The organism is Turicibacter sp. T129 (assembly GCF_025594975.1).
GTDB classification, from domain to species: domain Bacteria; phylum Bacillota_I; class Bacilli_A; order MOL361; family Turicibacteraceae; genus Turicibacter; species Turicibacter bilis.
Genome location: NZ_JAMQUU010000125.1, coordinates 1 through 1,459 on the forward strand (window position 1 = coordinate 1; position 1,459 = coordinate 1,459).

The 1,459-nt window shown below is 30.8% G+C and carries 2 protein-coding genes; both read left to right on the forward strand.

Annotated features, from left to right (window positions below):
• Positions 1 to 293 precede the first annotated feature (293 nt).
• Positions 294 to 539, forward strand: coding sequence for a site-specific integrase (locus NEH75_RS13405; protein ID WP_055304731.1), 246 nt, complete (start codon positions 294 to 296; stop codon positions 537 to 539).
• Between the two features lie 508 nt (positions 540 to 1,047).
• Positions 1,048 to 1,443 (forward strand): hypothetical protein, encoded by a 396-nt coding sequence (locus tag NEH75_RS13410; protein ID WP_262949025.1) that lies wholly within the window; start codon positions 1,048 to 1,050, stop codon positions 1,441 to 1,443.
• Positions 1,444 to 1,459 lie beyond the last annotated feature (16 nt).

A 1,459-nucleotide genomic window follows, 5' to 3' on the forward strand; every position in this document is an offset into this window, starting at 1 on the left:
CAAATATTATAGAACCTTTTTGTTATGAAAACCAATCATAAAAGATAGGATGTTCAAAATCTAATTACTAAGCCAATGAGAATGTGGATGATTCCTAATCTTGTCTTAGCAACTGGAATCCGTTCTAGAGATGTTAGGGAGGTTAAGGTCCATAATTTTTAGATATAAGCAATCGTACACTCTATTTGAGGGATACAAAAGCTCACAAACCATAAACAATTTATTGATCAAAAAGAATAACTAATATTCTCGTTGGTTGATTAAAACTAACAAGATTTAAAGGAGAAGTGCCATTGTTCTTAACCGTGTACAGTAAGGAATTAACATTACATGTGTTAAAAAGAGTCTTTACTGATTATGCTAAAAAGCAAGCCATAAAGACCTCATTACATATTCTTAGATATACTTATGCTAGAGATTTAGTTAAAGCAGACGTAAATCCTGTCATTATCAAGGAGTTGCTGGATCATCAATCACTAGAAGTTACTCAACGATACATCAAGTGGTTTAGTGAAGAGGTGCAAAAAGCAACAGATTAATTAGATATACTAGCTCAATATCAAAAGAATTGTATCAAATTGAGCGGATGATGATAAATGACACGCTAAGAAGAATTTAACATGATTATCGACAATCACACATTAACATTAAAAATAAACCAATTAATATAAATAAATCAGTTGAAACTGGTACAAAAGTAGACCAATTCAATCTAATGAAAGACAATATATACTATGATTACCTAAATGGTGGGGTGATGTATGAAATGAGCAGTGAATTATCCAGTCTATATATACAGTTCATGAGAAAAACAATCGAGATTTATACATAGGAAAAAGAGTTATCTTATTATCTATTACAAATACAACCAATTGTAGTTTCTTATGATACAAATGCTTAGTGTTTGGTAGTTAATTATAATGAGTGGAGAGAACTATATGTCAAAACACTACCACCTATTAAATTAGTTAAAAAAATAACATTTTCACAAAATTTCGGCAATTAACATACAATATCATATCTTTTGTGGAAGAAGAGTGATAATTTGTGAGAAAGATAGACTTCTGGAAAAAAGGAAATCGTTGGGTGTTAGTTTTAGGAACTTGTATTGTATTTGTTTCATGTGCAATAACACCATCATTTAAAGAAGGTTTTAAGGATGGATATAATGGCGAAACAGAAATAGTTCAAGAAGAACAAGAGACAGTTGATAATACAAAATCAGAAAAAATTGATGAAGAAAAAGAACAAGAAATTAAAGAAAAAGAAGAACAGGAAGTCAAAGAGAAAGCGGAAGCAGAGCAAAAAGCCAAAGAGGAAGAAGAAGCTAAAGCTCAAAAAGAAGAAGATGAACGTAAAGCCAAAGAAGAGCAAGAACGCAAAGAAGCAGAAGAAAAAGCAAAAGCTGAGGAAGAGGCAAAACAAAAAGAATTAGAAAAGTAACTATTCAGCCTAGTAT